Source organism: Kribbella sp. NPDC054772 (assembly GCF_053611945.1).
Genome location: NZ_JBSHBJ010000023.1, coordinates 61,335 through 82,462 on the forward strand (window position 1 = coordinate 61,335; position 21,128 = coordinate 82,462).

Annotated in this window: 16 protein-coding genes and 1 pseudogene; 11 read left to right on the plus strand and 6 right to left on the minus strand. The window is 68.1% G+C overall.

Going from position 1 to position 21,128, the window contains the following annotated elements; all coding sequences use genetic code 11:
- Window positions 1-103 precede the first annotated feature (103 nt).
- Genes sepH through ACWGID_RS28940 form a run of 3 tightly spaced genes read left to right on the plus strand, consistent with a single transcriptional unit; the run spans window position 104 to window position 2,806 of the window.
- Window positions 104-1,591, plus strand: coding sequence for a septation protein SepH (gene sepH / locus ACWGID_RS28930; RefSeq protein ID WP_452201784.1), 1,488 nt, complete (start codon window positions 104-106; stop codon window positions 1,589-1,591).
- Window positions 1,592-1,619: 28 nt separating this feature from the next.
- Window positions 1,620-2,339, plus strand: coding sequence for a hypothetical protein (locus ACWGID_RS28935; protein ID WP_452201786.1), 720 nt, complete (start codon window positions 1,620-1,622; stop codon window positions 2,337-2,339).
- A complete protein-coding gene (locus ACWGID_RS28940; RefSeq protein ID WP_452201788.1) occupies window positions 2,309-2,806 on the plus strand; it encodes a tetratricopeptide repeat protein in 498 nt (165 codons plus the stop codon). Before ACWGID_RS28935 ends, ACWGID_RS28940 begins: the two co-directional genes overlap by 31 nt.
- A gap of 10 nt (window positions 2,807-2,816) precedes the next feature.
- On the opposite strand, the gene ACWGID_RS28945 is transcribed toward ACWGID_RS28940, so the two are convergent.
- On the minus strand, window positions 2,817-3,773 hold the full coding sequence (locus ACWGID_RS28945; protein WP_452201790.1) for a BtrH N-terminal domain-containing protein: 957 nt from the start codon (window positions 3,771-3,773) through the stop codon (window positions 2,817-2,819).
- Window positions 3,774-4,024: 251 nt separating this feature from the next.
- On the opposite strand from ACWGID_RS28945, the gene ACWGID_RS28950 reads away from it, so the two are divergent.
- Window positions 4,025-4,441, plus strand: coding sequence for a hypothetical protein (locus tag ACWGID_RS28950; RefSeq protein WP_452201792.1), 417 nt, complete (start codon window positions 4,025-4,027; stop codon window positions 4,439-4,441).
- Between the two features lie 1,586 nt (window positions 4,442-6,027).
- On the opposite strand, the gene ACWGID_RS28955 is transcribed toward ACWGID_RS28950, so the two are convergent.
- Window positions 6,028-6,585 carry a winged helix-turn-helix transcriptional regulator gene (locus ACWGID_RS28955; protein WP_452201794.1) on the minus strand — a complete coding sequence of 186 codons (558 nt, stop codon included), beginning with the start codon at window positions 6,583-6,585 and terminating at the stop codon, window positions 6,028-6,030.
- Between the two features lie 46 nt (window positions 6,586-6,631).
- Between ACWGID_RS28955 and ACWGID_RS28960 the strand changes: the two genes are divergently transcribed.
- The gene (locus ACWGID_RS28960) at window positions 6,632-7,450 is read left to right on the plus strand and encodes an NAD(P)H-binding protein (RefSeq protein WP_452201796.1); all 819 of its coding nucleotides are present in this window, start codon (window positions 6,632-6,634) and stop codon (window positions 7,448-7,450) included.
- Here the strand turns inward: ACWGID_RS28960 and ACWGID_RS28965 are convergent.
- Complete coding sequence (locus ACWGID_RS28965) at window positions 7,422-7,997, minus strand: TetR/AcrR family transcriptional regulator (RefSeq protein WP_452201798.1); 576 nt, start codon at window positions 7,995-7,997, stop codon at window positions 7,422-7,424. The two genes, ACWGID_RS28960 and ACWGID_RS28965, sit on opposite strands and share 29 nt — an antisense overlap.
- Window positions 7,998-8,100: 103 nt before the next feature.
- On the opposite strand from ACWGID_RS28965, the gene ACWGID_RS28970 reads away from it, so the two are divergent.
- The 3 genes and pseudogenes from ACWGID_RS28970 to ACWGID_RS28980 all read left to right on the plus strand — a co-directional run bounded on the left by ACWGID_RS28970 (window position 8,101) and on the right by ACWGID_RS28980 (window position 12,318).
- Entirely contained in the window at window positions 8,101-9,153 is a 1,053-nt protein-coding gene (locus tag ACWGID_RS28970) for a DHA2 family efflux MFS transporter permease subunit (protein ID WP_452201800.1), read from the plus strand.
- A gap of 109 nt (window positions 9,154-9,262) precedes the next feature.
- Window positions 9,263-10,978 (plus strand): DUF4158 domain-containing protein, encoded by a 1,716-nt coding sequence (locus ACWGID_RS28975; protein ID WP_452201802.1) that lies wholly within the window; start codon window positions 9,263-9,265, stop codon window positions 10,976-10,978.
- An 89-nt stretch (window positions 10,979-11,067) separates the two neighbouring features.
- Window positions 11,068-12,318: pseudogene (locus ACWGID_RS28980) on the plus strand (transposase).
- A gap of 397 nt (window positions 12,319-12,715) precedes the next feature.
- Here the strand turns inward: ACWGID_RS28980 and ACWGID_RS28985 are convergent.
- Window positions 12,716-13,003 carry a hypothetical protein gene (locus tag ACWGID_RS28985; RefSeq protein WP_452201804.1) on the minus strand — a complete coding sequence of 96 codons (288 nt, stop codon included), beginning with the start codon at window positions 13,001-13,003 and terminating at the stop codon, window positions 12,716-12,718.
- 1,128 nt (window positions 13,004-14,131) lie between these two features.
- Here ACWGID_RS28985 and ACWGID_RS28990 point away from each other — a divergent pair.
- The 3 genes from ACWGID_RS28990 to ACWGID_RS29000 all read left to right on the plus strand — a co-directional run bounded on the left by ACWGID_RS28990 (window position 14,132) and on the right by ACWGID_RS29000 (window position 19,288).
- Window positions 14,132-14,311, plus strand: coding sequence for a hypothetical protein (locus ACWGID_RS28990; protein WP_452201806.1), 180 nt, complete (start codon window positions 14,132-14,134; stop codon window positions 14,309-14,311).
- A gap of 71 nt (window positions 14,312-14,382) precedes the next feature.
- Window positions 14,383-18,195: a discoidin domain-containing protein gene (locus ACWGID_RS28995; RefSeq protein WP_452201808.1), complete on the plus strand. Its 3,813-nt coding sequence runs from the start codon at window positions 14,383-14,385 to the stop codon at window positions 18,193-18,195.
- Between the two features lie 7 nt (window positions 18,196-18,202).
- Window positions 18,203-19,288 carry a Gfo/Idh/MocA family protein gene (locus tag ACWGID_RS29000; protein WP_452201809.1) on the plus strand — a complete coding sequence of 362 codons (1,086 nt, stop codon included), beginning with the start codon at window positions 18,203-18,205 and terminating at the stop codon, window positions 19,286-19,288.
- Here ACWGID_RS29000 and ACWGID_RS29005 read toward each other — a convergent pair.
- Window positions 19,285-19,842 (minus strand): GNAT family N-acetyltransferase, encoded by a 558-nt coding sequence (locus ACWGID_RS29005; RefSeq protein WP_452201811.1) that lies wholly within the window; start codon window positions 19,840-19,842, stop codon window positions 19,285-19,287. The genes ACWGID_RS29000 and ACWGID_RS29005 overlap by 4 nt on opposite strands.
- Window positions 19,839-21,113 (minus strand): ROK family transcriptional regulator, encoded by a 1,275-nt coding sequence (locus ACWGID_RS29010; RefSeq protein WP_452201813.1) that lies wholly within the window; start codon window positions 21,111-21,113, stop codon window positions 19,839-19,841. Before ACWGID_RS29010 ends, ACWGID_RS29005 begins: the two co-directional genes overlap by 4 nt.
- Window positions 21,114-21,128: the final 15 nt, after the last annotated feature.

A 21,128-nucleotide genomic window follows, 5' to 3' on the forward strand; every position in this document is an offset into this window, starting at 1 on the left:
GTGACGTAACCTCCACAATGACCGCGCGGCACGGCGCGCCGGTCTTGGTCAGGCAGCACGTCCCGGGAGAGACTGTCGAGAACCGCACAGGAGAACAAGGTCAATGCGCGAGGCGAGGCTCGTCGGTCTGAGTCAGGATGGGACGCAACTCATCCTGGCGATGGCAGAGACGGGTGAGGAGTTCGCCGTTCCGGTCGACGACCGGTTGCGTGCGGCCCTCCGCGGCGACCGTGCCCGACTCGGCCAGCTGGAGATTCAAATGGAGAGCGCGCTGCGCCCACGAGACATCCAGGCTCGTATTCGCGCCGGCGAAAGTCCCGAGGCGGTCGCAGCCGTCGCCCAGATGCCGATGGAACGCGTGATGGCGTTCGCCGGCCCGGTCCTCGCCGAGCGGGACCACATCGCCAACCTCGCGCAGCGTGCGTCCGTTCGTCGTCGTGGCAGCGGCGACGCCCCGACCCGGAACCTCGGCGCCTGGGTCACCGACCGGCTGCGGCTGCGTCAGGTCGACCCGGCCTCGGCCGACTGGGACGCGTGGCGGCGCGAGGACGGCCGCTGGGCGGTCCGGGTGTCGTACTTCGTCGAGTCCGAGGACGAGGCGGAGCAGAAGGACGAGAAGATCGCCATGTTCGCGTACGACGCTCCCGGGCGCTACGCGGTACCGGACGACGACGAGGCGCGGTGGCTCGTCGGCGAGCAGGCGCAGGTCGTGGCGGCGCCGGCCCAGCCGCAGCCTGGTGAGCGGCGGCTGGCCGCGGTCGTGGACATCGATCCGCTGATCGCCCCGGACCATGGGTCGGACAGCTACGAGGCCGGTTTCGAGGACACGGTTGGTCTGCGCCGGCGAAACCACCCGGTTTCCCGGGACGGGCGCGAGTACGGGCTGGACTCCCGCGAGGGTGGTCGGGAGAGTGCGCGCGACGATGGTGCGCGGGAGGCTCGCGAGTTCCCGCGTGAAGGTGCGGGCCGGGAGTTCTCTCGTGACGGCGCGCGTGAGTCCCGCGAGTTGCCGCGGGAAGGTGCTCGGGAGGCTCGGGAGTTCCCGCGGGAGGTTGCTCGTTCGCGGGATGCCGAGCGTGGTCCGCGGCGCGTGCACTCGGTGCCGAACCCGGACGAGGAGCCGACGCTGATCGACGTACCTGTCGACCAGCCGCCGGCGCCACGCCCTGCCGTTCGCGCGGTCGAGCGTCCGGCCGATCCCCCGGCCTTCGCCTCCCCCGCCGACACCGAGGAGCTCGCCCCCGAGGCGCGCCAGCAGCCGGCGGCCCGAACCCAGTCGGCGCCGTCGACCCAATCTCCGCGGACCGCCCAGCCGCGTCCGACACAACCCCATCCGACGCAGCCGCACCGCACCGAGACTCAGCCCGCCGAGGAGCGCGCGGCTTCGCCGGACACGAGTTCGGAACGCACGGCCGACGCGCGCCGCGCAGAGCCCACCCGCGAGCAGGCGCCGGTCGAAGAGCCCGCAGCGGTCGAGCAGCCGGCCGCCGACGAGACCCCGGCCGAGCCGAAGAAGAAGCCGGCGCGCCGTGGCAAGCGGGCGAGCGTTCCGAGCTGGGACGAGATCATGTTCGGCAAGAAAGCCGACTGAGCTGCCGCTCGGGTAAGTTCCCGGGACCGTGGGTCTCGACCAGGACGTCCTCGCCGCCACCATCCTCGCCGTACGCCGTGAACCTCGCGCCCGTGATGCGGTGCGCGCCTGCTACGACCAGTTCCGCGAGACGCAGGAGAACGGTCAACGATCCACCCTGCTCTTCGGTTGGGCGCACCTGGCACTGGGTGACTTCGCCGAGGCCTGGGAACCCTTCCGCGCCTCGACGGCGTACGCCACCGAGCCTGTCGCGACTGGCCGCGCCGCGCTGCTCGCCGGCTTGATCTCGTACCGCTTCGGTCCGCACATCAACGCCATCGCCGCATGGAGCAAGGCCGATACGGAAGTGGCCGCCGTCCTCGACGAGGTCGACTTCACCCGCGACCTCGGCACCCAACTCACCGACGACCTGATCTGGCCGGACGACCCCGAGGTCCGCTCGGGCGCCCCTGTGCTGACGCCCTTCCTGACAACCTTCGACGCCGCGGACCGATCGCGCGTCGCACTCGGGCTCTACCTGCTGCACTACTTGTCTGAACGTCTCGAGGATGCGCAGCGCGCCTTGCGGCAGGTCATCGCGATCGGCCATCCGGACTTCGTGGGTGCTGCCTGGCTGGCGATGGCCGGGCTCTTGGTCGAGTCCCACGACAAGCCGCAGCGGCCGAGGCCTGTCGACAGGCGATTGCGTCTTCCACTGCGGGACAACAGGGGTACGCCGTGCTCCTGGGCGCCGAGGATGGCCCGCTGACCGACGTACCGACGCAGGCGAAGATCCTCCTCGGAGTCCTGCAGCGTGAAGCCGGCGCGATCGAGGACTCGCTGGCGACCCTGACCGACGCCGCGCGCAGCGACCGGCCCGAGGCGATCTTCGCGCTCGCGCAGACCCATCAGAAGGCCGGCGACTTCGCGGCAGCCCGCGAGCGCTATCTGACGATCGCCGATCGGGAGAGCGTCGAGCAGGAACAGACGATCTACAACCTCGGTCTGCTGGCCAAGGAGCTGCGGGATCTTCCGGAGGGGAAGCGCTGGTTCGGACGGTACGTCGAGGCCAGCTACGACCGTGCCGCGATGGCCGCCGCGCATCTCGGCGAGCTCGCGTACTGGGTGGGCGACAGGCAGGCCGCGCTCCACTGGTACCAGTACACCCTGGACCACACCGAGCTTCCGATACTGGTGGACGAAGCCGAACAACGGATGGCCGAGCTGCTGGCTTAGGCCCTCAGACTTAGGCCCTCAGGCGGCTGAGCGCTTGCATCGCGTCGCGCTCGATCCGGGCGAGGTCGGTCAGGTTGGTGCTCGCTTGCTCCAGGTACTGCGGATCGCCTGACTCTCCGGCGGCGGCGATCAGGGCTGCGACTTCGGTCCACAGAGTGGCGGCTTCGGCGTACAGCTTGTGGCCGGTGCGCAGATGGTCGCTGTCGAGCAAGTGGGTGCATTCGCCGAGGAAGTCGCGATACAGGTTGCGGAACAAGGCTCCGCCGGTGCCTGCCTTCTCCATCAGGAGTGCGGCTTGTGGCAGGTCCCTTTGCGGATGGTCGGTCCGCTGGAGCCACGTGCGTACCAGCTTGGCGGTCTTTTCGATGCCGCGGTGACCGAGGTTGGCGATGGGCGGTTTGAGGAACGCGTCCGCGCAGGTGGTGATGGCGGGAATGATGCGGTCCTCGAGCGGCGGCTGTTTCCGGGGAGCGGTCAGGGTGAAGGAACGCTGCTTGGCGGTCATCGGGCCACGCGCCGCTCTGGCCTCGGCGAGACTGGTGAGGCTGGTGGTGACCGCTCCGCCCTGCTGATCGGTGTCGATCAGGTGCGCGTTGAGGTCGTCGTACCCGGTCAGGGCGACGACGTGGCCGCCGAAGTGGACCTTCGCGGTGAAGTACTCCAGGTAGTAGCTGTCGAGTTGCAGGCCGATCGGGTGGCCGGCATCGAGCGTGGTCGTCACGTTCTGCCAGGCCTTCTTCGGTGAGGCGGTCTCGCGGACCAGGAGTTCCAAGTCGAGGGTGCGGGCCAGGTTCCTCGTCAGTTCGAAGGGCTTCACCCGTCCGCCGAGGAACGGGAAGTCGAAGTGCTTGCTGTCCCAGTAGATGAAGGAGAGCCCGGAGCCGAGGCCGAAGATCATCGGCTCCGACAGGTCGATCCCCTGGTGCCGTAGCAGCACGCCCAGCGCTGTCGTCTCGCAATGATGCACGTCAGCATCTTGGACCCTCCTGCAGGCGGAGGGTCCAGTACAGGCTGAGGGTCCGATACTCACTGACGCACCATGGACAGTCGTCCCACATCGCGGACCGTGTTTGGCGGTGGCCCCCGGGTGCTGCCATCATCATCGGCATGCAGATGCTGTGTTGTTGCTGTTGTCGCTGACGCGCGCCGAGTCCGGCGCACGAGGCCCTGCCCCTTTCCGTGGCCCGCCCGCCGACACAGCACTCACAGGAACATCGCATGAATCTCCCGGCTCTCGCCGACCTGCTCGCATCTCGTGGTCTCCGCCTGCTCCCCGGCTCGCACGCCGTCCCGGTCGAACTGCTAGTCCAGTTGCCTGACGCAACGATCGTCCAGTTCACCGCCCGCGGTACGACCCTGCGCCTGCGCAGCTACGCCCCCGACGCGCTCACCACCATCACCATCCCCGCCGAGTGTGGCTGCGGCGACCACCACCCCCAAACCGGCCCGTCCCGCGTGACCCTCAGCAGGTACGCCGTACCCCTCGAAGAACACACCATCGACGGCGAACTCCACTACGGCTGGCACCACCACGAGGCCGGCCTCCTCCCCCTCCCCGAAGCCACCCCCCACTTCTTCACCCTCCTCAACACCCTCCAACCCCACCAAACCCGAGCCCTAGCCGGCGTAGCCTGACCCACCCGCGCCGCCCTCGCCGGCCCGGCGAGCCACGCCCGCGGGCCACGCGGCTCGGATGCGCTGGGCACGCCATCCCTATGAGGCTCGGCGGAGCGTGTCTGGTGGGTTGGCTCAGGTTCTGGGGACTGAGCACTAGGTATTACCTGTCCATGGCCACCAGTTCCTGTTCCCACTCCCGGCTCCGCCCCCGCCCGGGCCGTGCGCCCGTGGCGCAGCGCGTGGAGCGGCCGCGGCGACGGACTGGGTGCATGAGACCGTCGCGGATCTGCATCTCGACAGGAGGTGTCGGGCCCTGGGGTAGTGCAGTTGAGCGTGAACCGGTCCTCGGCGTACGCCGTATCGCGGTGCACTACCTGTCGCCCCGCCGACTCGCCCCGCCGACTCGCCCCGCCGACTCGAGGCGCCAACTCGAGGCGCCAACTCGAGGCGCTGACTCGAGGCGCTGACTCAGCTCGCCGAGCAGCCGACCCGGGGCGCGTCAGCCGGTTAAGCGCTCACGTTCACTCACGCAACCACATCACGCAGACCCTCACGCAACCACATCAGGCAGAAGAAGGGATAACCCCTCGAAGTGGGGGTTCTTCCCTCTCACACCAGCAGACAACCCCCAACGCCAACGGTTATCCCCGCCTGCGTGGCATGCGGTTCGGACCCGCCGTGCCATTAGGTGGCCCGCGGTGCGGTCGGTGCATCGGTGGCGTGCAGTTCGGTACCCCGCCGTGCCGTTCGAGCCTCACCGAGCGGCTCGGTGCACAACCGCGTGGCTCGGATGCGCGACCGGTACGCCATCCCGATGGGCTCGGCGGAGCGTGCACGGTGGGTTGGTTCAGGCACTGGGGACTGAGCACTAGGTATTACTTGTCCATGGCCACCAGTTCCTGTTCCCACTCCCGGCTCCAGTCCCCGCCGCGCCCGTCCCCGCGGCGCCCGTACGCCCGTGGCGCGGTGCACCGCGTAGGCGCGGCCGTGGAGTGGCCGCGCTGCATCGCCTAGCCGCGGTGCATCGTGTCGCCGGCGGTACAGGGCGGCCGTTGTGCGTCGCGCCTGGGCTGGATGGGTGAGAGCCCGTGGTTCGGCAGGAGGTGTCGGGGAGCTCGGGTGGTGCCGATGGCGGGAAGCGGGTTGGCGGTACTGCGGATCGCGAGGTGCCGCGGCACGCGCCGGGGTACCGCGGTTTGCCGCGGGGCTGGGGTGGTGCCATTGGGCGGGAGCTCGGTTGGCGGTACTTCGGGTCCCGGGGTGCTGCTGCGGATCGCGCGGGGTACCGCGGTATGCCGCGGGGCTGGGTGGTGCCATCGGGGCGGGAGTTGGGTCGGCGGTACCGCGGGTCCCGGGGTGCTGCGGATCGCGGGCGACCGCGGGTTGCTGCGGATCGCGGGGCGACCGCGGATTGCCGGGGTACTGGCAGGTCGCCGGGGTAGTGCGGTTCCCTGCGGGCAGAGGGTCGCCGGGGGGGGGTACCGGGGATCGCGGGGGGATCGCGAGTTGCTGCGGTGGTGCGGGTTGCGGGAGGTCGCCGGTTGCTGCGGTACGCGGGTCGCGGGTTGATGCGGGTTGCGGGGTCCTGCTGGCGGGTGGCGGGGTTAGGGGCGGCGGTGGGCGGGTTGGGTGGTGTCGAAGTGGTGGCGGGCGGCTTCTACCTTGGTGAGGTTGGGGGACCATTCGGCCAGGGAGTGGAAGAGGGGGGCGAGGCTGCGGCCGAGGGGGGTGATTTCGTATTCGACGCGGGGTGGGACTTCGGCGTGGTAGGTGCGGTGGACCAGGCCGTCGCGTTCCAGTTGGCGTAGGCGTTGGGTGAGGACCTTTGGGGTGATGACTCCGATCGTGCGCTGGAGTTCGATGAAGCGCTGACGGCCGTACTCGTTCAGGGTCCAGAGGATCGGTGTGGTCCAGCGGCTGAAGACGAGATCGACCACGGGTGCGATCGGGCAAGCCTGCACGGGATCTGTGGCCTCGACAGCGTCCGTCGCGTCGGCAGGGTCTGTGGTTCCGGCAGGGTCCGTCGTACCGGCAGGGTCCGTCGTACCGACAGGGTCCGTCGTACCGACAGGGTCCGTCGTACCGGCAGGGTCCGTCGTACCGACAGGAACCGTGGCATCGACAGCGTCTGTGGTGTCGGCGGGGTTTGTGGTGTGGGTCACGGGAGGGGCCTCCTGGCAGTACTTTCCTCTAGGTACCTACTATCTCATGGCAAGTAGCGTCCTCGGCATGATCGTTATTACCGGTGCAACCGGCAACGTAGGCCGACCGCTTGTCCAGAACCTGACTGCCGCTGGCGAGGAAGTTCGGGCTGTCTCGCGGAACAGCGATACCTTCCCGGCGGACCTCAGCCAACCTGAATCTCTCAAGCCCGCGCTCGACGGCGCTAAGGCCGTCTTTCTCCTGACTGCCGCCGACTTCCTTGCGAGCGGCAACCTCGGCGACGTGATCGATGTCGTCCGCGCCGCCGGCGTACCGCGTGTCGTGCTGTTGTCGTCGCAAGGGGTCGGCACCGGCCGGCATCCGAAGAATCTCGAGGACGCGGTGACGGAGTCCGGATTGGATTGGACGATCCTCCGGCCGGGCAACTTCGCCAGCAACGCGTACCAATGGGCCGACTCGATCCGTACCGAGCGGACGATGGCCGCACCGTTCGTCGATGTCGCGCTCCCCGCCGTCGACCCACAAGACATCGCGGACGTCGCGGCGGCGGTACTCCGAAACCCGAGCCACACAGCCGCCATCTACACCCTGACCGGACCGACTCCGATCTCACCTCGCGACCAGGCGCAGACCATCGAGAAGGCCATCGGCGAGCCGGTGCGCCTGGTGGAGCTCAGCCACGACGAGGCGAAGGCCGGGATGCTCAACTTCATGCCCGAGCCGGTCGTCGACGCCACCCTCGGCGTTCTCGGTACACCCACCGCCGAGGAGCAGCGGGTCCGCGACGACATCGCCGACGTACTCGGCCGACCGGCCCGTACGTTCGCCGACTGGGTCAGCCGGAACGTCCAGGCTTTCCAGTGACCAACGGCAGGAACACGTCGTCGACCAGCGAGATCAGCGTCGACGTCGCCACCGGCTCGCGGGTGAGCAGCATCTCGTGACGCAGCAGGTTGGTGGGTGCGGTGAGGACCCGATCGGGGATGTCCGCGGTCGGGATCTCACCGCGCTCGGCGGCGTGCTTCACAATCGTCGCCATCACGCCGGTCATCCGGGTGTAGACCCCCGGATCCAGGTCGGGTGCCTCGGCGAGTAGTCCGTGGACGACGTCCGGCCCGACGGTCGCGAACCGGTCCGCCATCCGCTGCAACAGCGCGAGTACGTCGTCCCGCACGCTCCCCGTATCCGGAACATCGGCAACGATCGAGCCGGCCCGGTGCCGCATCGCGGCGATCACCAGCTCCGCCCGGTTCCGCCAGCGCCGGTACAGCACCTGCTTCCCGGTGTGCGCCCGCGCCGCGACCGCCTCCATCGTCAGCCGCGCGTACCCGGACGCCATCAACTCGTCCCAGGCCGCGTCGAGCAGCACCGCCTCGAGCTCGGCACCCCGCCGACGCTGCGCCTGCTCCATCGCCCCTCCTACTCCATTGCCGAACAAAAGAGACCTTGCGTCTCTTAACGGTCCGAGCCTACCCTGGGAGCCGCAAGAGACGCAACGTCTCTAAGGAGCCCGGATGACCACCACATCGCCCACCGACCGACTCGACAGGTCGGTCCTCAAGCTCGCCGGCGTCCTCGTGCTCGGCGCTCTCGCCCCAGTGCTCGACAGCACGATCGTCACCGTCGCGATCCACACCCTCGGCGCCGAACTGCACGCCCCGGTCGCCACGGTCCAATGGGTCAGTACGGCGTACCTGCTCGCGCTCGCGATGGCGGTGCCGATCACCGGCTGGTCGGCGAAGCGGTTCGGCGCCAAGCGGATGTGGATCGTCGCGCTCGCACTGTTCCTCGCCGGCTCGATGCTGTGCGGCGTGGCCTGGAACATCGGCTCGCTGATCGCCTTCCGGGTACTCCAGGGCATCGGCGGCGGACTGATGCTGCCGATCCTGCAAACGCTGCTGCTCTGCGCCGCCGGTCGCGAACGGATCGGCCGACTGATGGCCGTCGTCACGTTGCCGGCACTGATCGGCCCGATCCTCGGACCAGTGATCGGCGGCGTCCTCGTCGGCCATCTCGACTGGCGCTGGATCTTCTACGTCAACGTCCCGATCTGCCTCGCCGCGATCGTCCTCGCGGTCCGGACGCTCCAGCCGGACCCCAAACCGACCGCGGCCGCCCTCGACCTCACGGGCCTCCTCCTCATCTCCCCCGCCCTGGCCGCGATCATCTACGGACTCAGCCAAGCCGGCGACCACGGCTTCGCCCACGCAGCCGTCCTCATCCCGCTCGCCGCCGGCGTCATCCTCCTAACAGCCTTCGTACTGCGACGCACAGCCAACCCCCTGATCGACCTGACCCTCTTCCGCACCAGGTCGTTCGCAGCGTCGACCGCACTCCTGTTCCTCACCGGCTTCGGCCTGTACGGCGCGATGCTGCTCCTCCCACTCTTCTACCAACAGGCACGCGGCGAGACGGTCACCGCAGCGGGCCTGCTCCTGGTCCCGCAAGGAATCGGCAGCCTGCCCGCGCGCACCGCCGGCGGCCTCACCGACCGCCACGGCCCGCGGCCGATCGTGCTGGCGGGTATCGCAGGGGGCCGACCGGAGTACGCGGGGAACCGGCAATAGGCGCTTCCTGCTCCTGAGGTCCCGCTCGTTTCTGTAGAGGGCGTGGGATTTCGCTAGAGTCGCGCCTTGGCACGGGGCTGTCGGTTTTGGTTGGTCGGGTGGGGTGCTGGTGACGTCGATCGAGCGGACTGCGTATCCGCAGTTCAAGCGGGCTGTGTCGGCCCGCGAGTTGCGTGAGACCTTCACTCCGACGCTCGATGATGTCGGGTGGGCGCGGGACATGACCCTGTCTGATCAGCACTTCCTCGCGCTGGTGGTGCTGTTGAAGGCGTTCGGCCGGTTGGGGTATTTCCCGGATCTGTTCGAGGTCCCGATCGCGGTGGTCGAGCACGTCCGCGAGGTACTGGAGCTCAAGCCTGAGGTGGAACCGGGCCATGATTCCGATCGGACGCTGCGCCATCACAAGGGCCTGATCCGAGTCCGGCTGGGAATCGTGGCTGAGCCTGAACGGGCCCGGTCGGTGGCCGAAGCAGCGATCCGGGCAGCGACGGCAACGAAGGACAACCCGGCTGACCTGATCAACGTCGCGCTGGAAGAGCTGATCCGGGCCCGGCTGGAACTGCCCGGCTACTCGACGTTGGATGAGATGACCGCGGAGATCCGGGCGGAGATCAACGCTGTGGTGTTCGCGTCGATCGCTGCGCGGATGAGTGGCCCGGACGCATCAAGGCTGGACGCGATGCTGGTGGTGGATCCCGTGCGGCGGCGCAGCGATTTCGACCGGGTGAAGACGGTGGCGGGCTCGGCGACCGTCGGCAAGCTCAAGGACCATGTCGAGCATCTGAGGTGGCTGGACGAGATCGGACCGACCGAGGTGTGGCTGGCCGATGTTCCGCCGGCGAAGGCGGCCCATTTCGCGGGTGAGGCGCGGGTGACCGATGCCGCCGACCTGGCCAAGTACGGGATGGCCAGGCGCCAGGCGTTGATCGCGTGCCTGGTCCACACCGCGAGGGTGCGGACCCGCGACGACATCGCCACCATGTTCTGCAAGCGGCTCGCGGCGATCCACAAGAACGCCCGGGAGCGTCTCGAGGTGCTGCAGGCGGCGAACCGGGCCGAGTCCGAGCGGCTGCTGGAGACTTTCGGCGAGGTCCTCGCCGTGGTCCGTGAAGCCTTGGACGTACCCGTGTCTGGTGACGAGCAGCCCGGCACGGTGGCTGAGATGGCTGACGCGGTGTGCGCACGGGCGGGCCGTCTGGTGCTGAATGCCCTGGAGCAGGCCGGCGGGGTGGGTGCGCTGTCAACGGCGCACGAGGAGGTTACCGCTCACCACGGCAACAACTATCTGCCGTTTGTGGAGAAGTTCTACCGGGGCAGCCGCTCGGCACTGTTCCAGGTGCTGGAGGTGCTGGACTTCCAGCCGACCAGCGCCGACACGACCGTGGCGGCCGCGGTGGCGTTCCTGCGTGCTCACCGGGGCCGGACCGGTGAGCATCTACCGACCCGGGTCGGCGACAGCGAGGTGGATCTGTCGTTCGCGTCGGACAAATGGCGCCGGATCATCTTTGATGCCCGGCGGCCGGGCCGGATGGTGCGCCGACACTTCGAGGCGTGCGTGTTCTCGTATCTGGCGTCTGAGCTGCGCAGTGGTGACATGGCGGGGTCGGAGTCGTATGCCAACCTCGGCGACCAGTTTCGGAGTCGTATGCCAACCTCGGCGACCAGTTGTTGTCGGTGCAGGAGTGCGAGCCGCTGGTTGCGGCGTACTGCGCCGAGGCGGGACTGCCCGCCGATGCCGCCAGCGCGGTGGCCGAACTACGGGTCCGGCTGGAACAGGCCGCACAGCGAGTCGATGCCGGCTATCCGGGGAACGCCGACCTGGTGATCTCCGATGGCCGCCCGGTCCTGAAGCGCCGCAAGGGCAAGGAGCGGCGGCCGTCGGCCCTGGAGCTGGAAAAGGCGGTGCTGGAACGGATGCCCGAGCGCGGCATCCTGGACGTGCTGACTCACACCGCCTACCGGACCGGCTGGGCACGGCATTTCGGGCCGGCGTCGGGATCGGACCCGAAGATCAAGAACGCGCTGGGCCGGTACGTTCTGCTCACCTTCACCTACGGCGCGAACCTGGGCCCAGCCCAGGTGGCCCGGCACATGCACGGCCGGGTGTCGGTGCACGAGCTGGCCATCGCGAGCAAGCACGCCGACAGCAAGAAGATCAACGCGGCGTAGGCCGATGTCATCAACGCCCACGCCCAGCTCGACCTGACTTTGCTGTGGGGTGACGGGTCGCGGGTGGGTGCTGACGGCACCCAGATGGACACATGGTCGGACAACCTGCTGGCCGAGTCCCACATCCGGTACGGCGGATACGGAGGGATCGCCTACCGGCACATCGCCGACAACTACATCGCCCTGTTCTCCCACTTCATCCCGTGTGGAGTCTGGGAGGCTGTCTACATCCTGCAGGGGCTGCTGGACAACAAGAGCGATGTGCAACCCACCGAGATCCATGCCGATACCCAAGGCCAGTCGCTGCCGGTTTTCGGGCTCGCGCACCTGCTGGGCTTCGAGCTGCTGCCACGGATCCGCAACTGGCAAGACCTCGTCCTCTACCGGCCGAGCCGCGACACCCACTACCTGCACATCGATTCACTGTTCGGGACCGACGCGGTCGACTGGCGGCTGATCGAAACCCACTTCGACGACCTGATGCGGGTCGCGCTGTCGATCCGGGCGGGAAAGATCTCCTCGGCGACACTGCTGCGCAGGCTGGGCAACGAGTCCCGCAAGAACCGCATCTACCGGGCTCTACGCGAAGTCGGCCGCGCCGTACGGTCAGTCGTGTTGCTGCGCTACCTGTCCGAGCGGGAACTGCGGGAAGGGATCACCGCGATCACCAACCGGGTCGAGGCATTCCACGGGTTCGCCAAATGGCTGTCGTTCGGCCACGACGGCATCCTGGCCGGTAACGACCCGGACCACCACGAGAAGATCGTCAAGTTCAACGAACTCCTCGCGAACTGCGCGATCTATTCCACCACGCTGGACATCACCGCCGCCGCCAACGACCTCATCGCCGCCGGCCGCGAGATCGACCCTGACGACCTGGCCACCATCACCCCCTACATCACCAGCAAGATCCGCCGATTCGGGGACTGGAAACTCGACCTCACCCCGCCACCACCAACTGTCGCAGGCAGGCTCGATCTGGCACCGATGGACTGATGATGCGTCCCGCACACCTATCGGCGCTGCGGATCCGGGTTGCGACCGAATTCCCTTGGAGTATGTGTGGCTTGACTGCGAATCCTGAGGTCGTTTGCTCGTGAAAGCTGACGGCACCTTGGGACGCTGAGGCGCCCGATCTCCGCGAAGTTTGACGTCAGCGCGAGCGGGCTTGGCGGCGTCTGAGGCAAGTCGAGCAGACGGAGGGGTCGAGCGGCCCGGAGGTGGGAGGGTCGCAGCTGGGTCGTGAGCTCGACGCTGGCTCGCGGCTTGTCGCCGCGAGCCGCATTCTGGTGTTGGTACGTCGCGCGACTACGTGCCCGGTGACGGACGGCAGCTCGCGCTACGCGTTAGTGTCGTAGACGTCCATGCTCCAGTTCAGGTCTCCACCTAGCTTCTAGCACGCGTAATCGACAATCCCTGGAACCCCGCCTTGGTCCTTGGGGCCGATCATGACTTCGCCGCGGGCGATGCAGGTGTATTCGTAGTAGAAGTAGTCGGGGTAGTAGGTGTACCAGTGGCCCAGCACGGTTCTGGGCGTGGCGGAGGTTCTGGGCGTCGCGGAGTTGGTGGCGGAGGGGGCTGGTTCTGCGACCGCAGACGGCGCCTGGACGACGAATGCGCCCGCAGTCAACACGACGCCAGCAATCACCGCTAATGCAGACTGCCGTTGCTTAAATGACATTTAAGTACCTGGATGTTTACAGTCGAGGCACTACTGCGGGGCTGTCGCCGCTATCTACGGCTTTCCAGTGGACGGCGATCTGGGCCCCGGCACGCGAACTGGGTGTCTGAGCGAAAAAGTAGACCTCGATGTCGAAGCGATCACGGATCCACCATGTGGCGCGGGATCCGTCGCTCCGCCGTTCATCGTGATCAGGGGCACCTACGGCCCTGTTAACGGTCCCGAGGACCGTACGGATGCCGAGCGTGACGTCCTCGGGGGCGCCGTCGTACCACATGCTTGACACAAAGCCTGATACGGCGGCGTTGGGTCCGAACGTCAGGCTCGACGTGGTGGCTCGCCAAGGTCCGGCGGTGTCCGTGACCACCATGGAGGACTGAGCCGTGGTCGGCCCTAATGTTCCGCTGATTCCGACCGACTTCAGAACGTCGAGCCCTTGGTCCGGCGACCTTGGCTGGTCTGCGGCGGCCAGCTCGACAACTGCGGCGGAGACTACGTTGGGTGGTGGAAGTAGCGTCTCGTTGCTCGTCAATCTTCCCACAGTAGGTTCCCCGAATAGATCCGAGCGGCTAACAGGTCTCTTCGATGTTCTTCGAAGAACTGCTGGCGGCCCGGGTGGTTGTGACGTGTCGTCTATTCAGAAACGGACGTCGCCGCAGGCCCGGGAAGGCGCAGGGAGGCGACCTTCCCCGTGCTGGCCAGGCGGAAGCCGATCGGTGCGAGGTCGGCGAAGACAGGCTCGGCGAACCGGCCGGAGCCGTTGGATCAGCGACTCCCGCCTCGCCAGCTACATCTGGACCTGCCGATCCAGCAGCCAGCGCCGTGCTGACGAGCGGCATACTCATCGCCGACGCAGCGCTGGATCTGGGCGATCTCATTCCTGCTCCTCTGATGGGGGCGGCCATCACCTCCGATATCGGGGAGCTGGCCTAGACCGTTACTGATTGACGGCATCTGGCAGGTTCCTGCCAGATGCCGTCATGGAGCCAGCTCCCGCAGTCTCAAACCGACAAGCGGTCTGCTCGGCCAGAGCCCTGGGGTAAGTTTCCCGCCGGCGGCCACTGCAACAGCGGGGCCGCATACCGCAGCAGACTTCTGGGCGGTGGCCAATCGGCTGCCACGCGAATCATGCAGCAGCTCGGCGGCGCGTTCGGGGCCGCGACGCTCGCGGTCGTCCTGCAGAGCCAACTCGCCGGCGGCACCGCGGCGACGGCGTACGCGCACAGTTTCGGCTGGGCCGTCGGGTTCACCGTGATCGCCGCCGTACCGGCGCTGTTCCTCCCGAGGATCAGGCTCTTGAATAAGTAACACGCTTGGTTTAACTTATCCGCGCAGTTGCAGTCGCGTGTACTTCCGGTCCGCCACCTGGAGGTTTCAGCATGTCCAGACGCCTGCTCTCGCGCGTCCTCCCCACGTTCCTCACGACAGCGCTCCTCGCGAGCGTGATCGCCGTACCGGCGCACGCCGCGACCATGTATCCCAGTGGCGTCGGCGCCGATCTCGGCCCGGCACCAACCACCCTCGGCGTGCAGCCGGCCGCGGGCGACGACCCCGCCGGTCTGCGCACCGGCACCGAGCAGGGCCGCACCTACTGGCAGACGAACCGAGCAGCCGGTACCGGCTACCTCGAGTTCGACGTCGACCATGACTACGTGGACGAGATCGGCACCGACGACGTCCTGGTGACGGTGACCTATCTCGACAGCGGCTCCGGCACCCTCGACCTGCAGTACGACGCCAAGGCCGACCCGCAGCAGGACGCACCCGCGGTCCAGCTCACCAACACGGGCCAGTGGAAGACCGGCGTCTTCGCGCTCAGCGGCATCGCGTTCACCAACCGCCTCGGCGACGCCGATGTCCGCGTCTTCGGTCAAAGCACCGACATCACGATCGCAGCCCTGCGCATCAGTACGGCGGGAGCCTCGGTCCAGCTCGGTGCGACGCCGATCCAGAGCGCTATCAGCCCGCGCGCCGGTGACGACGCCTCCCATCTCGTCACGGGAGTGCAGGACGGACGCCCGTACTGGCAGACCGATCGCACCGCGCCCGCTCCCGGCACGAACTTCTTCTACATGAACGTCGCGGACACCTACCTGTACGACAACCGCGGCCTGGTCCTGGTCAGCATCGACTACTTCGACGAGGGCAACGGTCAGTTCGGCCTGCAGTACGACTCGCCGGGCGAGACCATCCCGGACAAGTTCAAGAACTCCGAGGTGATCCGGTACGGCGACACCAAGACCTGGAAGACCTACACGTTCGCGCTACCGGACGCCGTACTGACGAACCGCTCGAACGGTGGCGACTTCCGGATCCACAACGGCGACGGCGCCGTCGACCTCAAGGTCGCCGCGGTCCGGGTCGCCAAGGTCGCGAGCACACTCGACGTCACCGAAGGGCTCGTCGACCTCATCGGTCAGGCGACCCGCGTCGAGAAGGCCGCGCGCGAGGGGACGCGGGACGGGCAGTACCCGGTCGGGAGCCGGGCCGCTCTGCAGGACGCGATCGACAACGCTCAGGCGATCGCGTCCACCCCTGGCGCCACCGACGTACAGGTGAAGGAGGCTCTCACCACACTCCAGACCAAGCTGGACGCGTTCAAAGCATCGGTCGTCGACACGAACTTCGCCGACGACGGTACGGCGTCCGCGAGCAGCGGGACCGGTGCCGCGAACGTCAACGACAACAACCACGACACGTCCTGGACCGGTGGCAAGGACTCCTGGCTGCAGATCGACCTCGGCAAGCCGCGGCCGGTCAACGACGTACGGGTCGAGTGGGCGCAGAACTACTCCCCCGACTACTCCGTCCAGACCTCGAACGACGGCACCAAGTTCACCATTGTCGGCCGGACCGGATCGCCCGGCGGCAACCAGATCAGCCGGACCCGGTTCGCGACCACCACCGCGCGCTACGTGCGCGTCGTCATGACCGGTGCGGACTCGTTCATCGTGAAGGAACTGCAGCTCCGCACTGTGCCGGTGGTAACGCCGAAGCCGCAGCTCGTGCAGACGAGCAACCCGACCGAGGACGGCGTCGTCGCCGACTTCGACGCGACGCAGTACGGCGCCGACCGGACCGGCAAACGTGATTCCACGAAGGCGATCCAGCAGGCGATCTACGCCTGCCAGGACGCGGGCGGCGGCACGATCTGGCTGCCGGCCGGTCAGTACAAGGTCACCGACACGATCGAGGTCCGCGCGTTCTGCACGATCCGCGGCGACCACGGCCAGAAGCTCGGCACCGGCACCGTGATCATCGCCGACCTCGCCTCCGGCGACGACGGGCCGAGCCTGTTCCGGATCGGCGGCAGTGCGGGTGTCCTCGGCGTCACGACGTACTACCCGAACCAGAGCGCGACCAAGCCGGTGCCGTACAACTACACGTTCGAGATCCCCGGCGGCGCCTGGATCGGCAACGAGAACTACATGATGGCGACCGTCTCCGACGTCACCATGCTGAACTCGTACCGCGGTATCGGCGTCAGCACGATGCCGAACGACCAAGGCAACGCCCCGAGCTCCGGCCAGGTGCACGAGTCGACGACGATCCGCAACATCCGGGGTACGGCGCTGTTCGAAGGTGCCCGTGCCTACAACGGTGCCGACGTCGGGACGTGGGAGAACGTCGACTTCAGCAACGCGTACTGGTCGACCGCCCCGGCCGCCTTCCACCCGCCGGCCCGCGCGACCCTCGACACCTGGACCCGCGCGCACGGCACCGGTCTCGTCCTCGGCGACCTCGAATGGGATCAGTTCTACCGAATCTCGCTCGCGGACTACCTCGTGGGCATTCGAGTCGTCGCGGGTCAGCGGGCCCAGTTCACCGGCAGCTTCCTCGAGCCCGACGTACGCCGGACCGGGACCGGCGTACTCGTCGACGTGATGGACGACCGGTGGGGCATGACGCTGGCCGGCGGTCACGTCGACGGCGGCATCGTCAACAACTCGCGCGGCTACGTGAAGATCACCGGCACGGAGGTCAGCGGGACGCAGTCCGGGATCATCCACCACATGTCCGGCACCGCGCCGACGTACGAGCAGAAGCCGCTGCCCAAGCCGGTGCAGAAGTTGTACGTCGTGGACGCGCCGCACGGTGTCGGGTACCTGCCGGCGGCCGACGCGACGCGCGACGTACAGAAGGTGCTGGATCGCGCCGGGCGTGAGGGTGGCGGGATCGTCTACCTGCCCGCGGGCTGGTACCGGATCGGCACGCATCTCAGCGTGCCGGCGAAGGTCGAGTTGCGGGGTGCGTCCGCCGTACCGAACCGGGATCAGGGTGGGGCGAGTGGCGGGACCGTGCTGCAGGCGTTCGAGCGGAACACCGACACGGCGCTGATCACCCTGGGCAAGAACGCCGGCGTACGTGGGTTGCGGGTCTTCTACCCGGAGAACAACCCCGCCAACGGTGTCGTGCCCTACCCGTACGCGATCCGCGGGACCGCCGGCGGGAACTACGTGATCAACGCCGGCTTCCCGAACGCGTGGAACGGGATCGACCTCAGCGGTGACGACGTGGTGGTGCGTAAGGTCGCCGGAGCGTTCTTCGATCACGCGATCTCCATCGGCGCGGGCCGCAACGGGCGGGTCGAGGGCGTGTTGTCGAACGGGAACGCCGTCACCCGGGTCGGGTACCAGCAGCCGTACTGGATGAACGAGGGCAACATCTTCGAGCTCGTCATCGACAAGTACATGCGTAAGACCGGGAAGATCGTCACGGTCGACGGTGCTCGCGGGCTCACGCTGCTGAACGTGTTCGCGTACGGCTTCCACGACGGTCTGGTGGTGAACTCCGGACAGGTCGACGCCTTCAACCTCGGCACCGACAATCTCGGCACCGACGGGCACACTGTGCAGGTCGTGAACGGCGACGTCGAGGCGACCAACCTCGCGCGCTACAACGGCGCGACGCTCAGCGGACCGGCCACCTTGCACAACGTGATGGTCATCAACGTCGTGCAGCGCGGCATCAGCGCGCAGGCGAGCGGCAGCGGCACCGTGCAGCTCGCAGGCAACGAGTCCGAACCGGGGAAGTACGAGGTCGGCGCGCAGGTCACCGCGACGGCGACGCCGATGTCGGATAGCGTTTTCCAGAACTGGACCGTGAACGGGACCGTGGTGTCGACAGCGCCGTCGTACACCTTCACGGTGAGCGCGGATCAGGTTCTGATCGCTAACTTCACCCCGAAGTAGGTGCCAGATGGCTGACACACACCAGCAGGTCGCGATCATCGGGTGCGGCATCATCGGCCGCACCCACGCCAGGACCGTCGCGGAACGGCCGGACGCCACGGTCACCGCGCTCGTCGACAGTGACGCCGCCGCCCGAGACGCCCTCAAGTCCGAGCTCGTCGAGCTCGGCCAGCCGGAGCCGAAGGTGTACGACGACCTCACCGCGGCGCTGCGCGGGGACGTATCCCTGGTCGCGATCTGCACGCCCAGTGGTTCGCACGCCGCGCTCGCCGAGGAGGCCCTCGGCGACAAACGGCACGTCGTCATCGAGAAACCACTCGATGTCGACCTGGTCCGGGCCCGCCGCCTCGGCGCGGCGGCCACCCGGGCCGCGAACCACGGTGTGTTGTCGTCGGTGATCAGCCAGCACCGCTTCGATGCCGGCAGCGCGACCGTCAAGAAGGCGATCGACGCCGGCCGGTTCGGTCAGCTGACGTCGTCCGTCGCGACGGTCGCCTGGTGGCGGAGCGACGAGTACTACGCCTCCGCGGGCTGGCGTGGTACCTGGGCACAGGACGGCGGTGGCGCGCTGATGAACCAGGGCGTGCACACCGTCGACCTGATGCTGTGGTTCATGGGCCGCCCGGTGTACATCCAGGCACAGGCGCTCCGCGCGGCCCACCACGCGATCGAGGTCGAGGACACGGTCGTCGCCACCCTCACGTTCGAGAACGGCGCGGTCGGCACGCTGCACGCGACCACCGCGGCGTTCCCGGGCGGGCGCACCCGGGTCTCGGTCCACGGCACCGAGGGTGGTGCCGAGGTCGAGAACGACCGCCTCCGCCGGCTGCACGTCGACGGCGAGAAGACGGAGGCCCCTGTCGACGCCGGCGAGCCGGGCCGGCACAGAGCGCAGTACGACGACATCCTGACCGCGATCGCCAACGGGACTCCGCCGGCGGTCACCGTTCACGACGCCATCGACGCGCTCGCGACGATCCGGGCGATCTACATCGCCTCCACGCTGCAGCGCCCGGTGAAGTTCATCGACGTACTGGAGGGCAGGTACGACGACGTGGACGTGTCGCGTGGTGTCGGGCTGCCGCCCAGCTAGGCGCCAGGCTCCCGATCGTTGAGGATGCGCTGGTAGAGGTTGCAGTCCTGCCAGTAGCCGTCGATGTGCAGGTACGTCGGCGCGAAGCCGATCTGGCTGAACCCGGTGCGCTCGAGGACCCGCTGAGACGCAGTGTTCCCGGTGAGCGTGCTGGCCTCGATGCGGTGCAGCTTCAGGTCGGTGTCGGCGATCTCGGCCACGGTCTCGACGGCACGTGTCGCGAGGCCGCGGCCGACCACGTCGACGGCCAGCCAGTATCCGAGGGCGGCGCTCCGGAACGGACCGGGGACCAGATCGCTCAAGGTGATGGCGCCGACGATCCGATCGCCCTCGACCAGCACCCACGGCACGACCAGGCCGTTCTTGTAGCGCTCGAGTTGGTAGGTCATCCGCTCGGTCTGGCCGGCCGTGGTGAACCATTTCTCGTCACGGACCGGCTCCCACGGCCGAAGGTGCTCGCGGCTGCGGACCTGCGCGTCGGCAAGCGCCGCGGCGTCGTCGAGGGTGGCGATACGGAGCTGAATTTCCGGCGTCAGCGGGCGGGGTTCGATCACTTCGGCAGCCTACGCGCCTGACTCGAGCCCGAGACCCGCGGCGTGAACGCGTCGTGGAAGATCGTCGACGCTGCTCCGACCGCGGCCGCGTCGGTCTGCAGGATCGACTCCTCGACCGCCACCGGGCGGGTCTCGCGCGCCAGCGGATGCGCGTTCACCGCACGCCCGATCTCGGCCAGGAAGATCTCCGAGATCTCCTTCGAGAACGCCGGCCCGCCGAGCACCAGCAGGTCGATGTCGAGCAGGTCCACGAGCCCGACCGCGCCCTGACCGATCACGCGCGCGATCTGCCGGACGGCTTGCACCGCCGCCTCGTCACCCGCGGCCACCGCCTTGCACACCGCCTTGTAGCGCCGGGCCTCGTCCGTGGCGTTCGGGTCCTTCTCGACGTACCCGTACTCGGCCGCGATCACCGGCAGCGACGCCGTCGGGTTGCACTCCGGGACCAGCCGAGGCCCGTTCTCCGGGTCCCACTCCCCCATCCGCAGCGCCGCGATCTGGCCGAACTCGCCCGCGTTCGCCGAGCCGCCGCGATAGATCGACCCGTTCAGGATCAGGCCGCTGCCGACGCCCGTACCGAGGTAGAGATAGGCGAAGTCGCGGGCCCGCGCCGACCGACCGATCCAGCGTTCGCCGATCGCGGCCGCCGTACCGTCCTTCTCCACGAGCACCGGGTGGTTCAGCTTCTGCTGCAGCAACTGCCGGATCTTCAGACCGCGCCAGGCCGGCTGCAACGGCAACGCCAGCAACGTCCCGTGCGCGTCGATCGGCCCCGGTACGGCGACGCCGACGCCGAGCATCGACGCGGGGTCGACCTGGCTGATACTCAGCGCCGCCGAAACCGTCGCCGCGGTCAGGTCGACGAGCTTGCCCGCCTCGAGATCCTCGGCGAGGTTCACCGTCTCGCGCCGCACGATCGCGCCGTCCAGGTCGACGACGGCGACGGTCAGCAGTTCGGGATCGATGTGGATTCCGACCGCGTGCGCGGCCTTCGACCGCAGCCGTACGGGCGTCCGCGGCTTACCCAGCCGTTCGGCGCGCTCCTGCGCCTCCTCCACCAGCAGACCTTGCTGGAGCAGGATGCGCAGGATCCGCGACACCGACTGCTGGGTGAGACCGGTCCGGCGGGAGATCTCGGTCCGGCTGATGATGCCGGCCAGCCGGATCGTCTCGATGATCACAGCCTCGTTGAACGAGCCCAGGTCGTACTGGTTGGCCCCCGCACGCGGCAACCCCGCGAACCCGCTCAGGCCGTCGACCGAATCGCTCATCTCTCCACCTCCCCG